We start from the raw sequence: 1021 nt of genomic DNA, 5'->3' as shown, positions 1-1021 counted from the left end.
GACGCTCTTCCGATCTGGAGGGGGAGGGTGAAAGCGAGCGGCTTTCCCTTGCACACGTCGGCCCGGTTGCGCAGATTGCGCCGCGACCGCGCCGTCGTCCGACGGACGCGCCCCCCAGGACCGACATGACCGAGACCTCCGACCCGAAAACCCTCGCCCGTACGCCGCTCGATACGCTGCACCGCCGGCTCGGCGCCCGCATGGTGCCGTTCGCCGGCTACGAAATGCCGGTTCAGTATCCGTCCGGCATCCTGCAGGAGCACCTGCACACGCGGGCGAAGGCCGGGCTGTTCGACGTCTCGCATATGGGGCAGATCCGTCTCCGCGCACCGTCCGGCAAGGTCGAGGATGCGGCGCGGGCACTGGAGACGCTGGTGCCGGCCGACATTCTGTCGCTGGCGCCCGGGCGTCAGCGATACGCGCTGTTCCTGAACGACAAGGGTGGCATCCTCGACGACCTGATGGTGTCGAACCAGGGCGACCACCTCTTCCTCATCGTCAACGCCGCCTGCAAGGCGGCCGACGAGGCGCATCTGCGCCAGTCGCTCGCCGGGCTGTGCGCCGTCGAGGCGCTGCCCGACCGGGCCCTGATCGCCCTGCAGGGACCGCAGGCCGAGGCGGCGCTCGCCGCCCTCGCCCCCGAGGTGGCGGCCATGCGCTTCATGGACGCCCGGCCGGTCACGATCCTGGGCGCCGCCTGCCTCGTCTCGCGCTCCGGCTACACGGGCGAGGACGGCTACGAGATCAGCATCCCGGCCGACCGGGTCGAGGCGCTCTGCGAGGCGCTGCTGGAAGATCCGCAGGTGGCGCCGATCGGGCTCGGCGCCCGCGACAGCCTGCGGCTGGAGGCGGGCCTGTGCCTCTACGGCAGCGATCTCGACACCGGCACGACGCCGGTCGAAGGCGCGCTCGAATGGAGCATCCAGAAGTCGCGCCGCGCCGGCGGGGCGCGGGCCGGCGGCTTTCCGGGCGCCGATGTGGTGCTGCGCCAGCTCACCGAGGGCGCGTCGCGGCGCCGCGG

At 72.4% G+C, this 1021-nt stretch carries 1 protein-coding gene; it reads left to right on the top strand.

Going from position 1 to position 1021, the window contains the following annotated elements; translation table 11 throughout:
• Positions 1 to 125: 125 nt before the first annotated feature.
• A partial coding sequence (gene gcvT / locus CH341_RS31495) for a glycine cleavage system aminomethyltransferase GcvT (protein ID WP_111423667.1) occupies positions 126 to 1021 on the top strand: 896 nt, incomplete at its 3' end.

Source organism: Rhodoplanes roseus, from assembly GCF_003258865.1.
In the GTDB taxonomy this organism is placed as follows: domain Bacteria; phylum Pseudomonadota; class Alphaproteobacteria; order Rhizobiales; family Xanthobacteraceae; genus Rhodoplanes; species Rhodoplanes roseus.
This window is presented reverse-complemented; position numbering and strand designations above follow the sequence as displayed.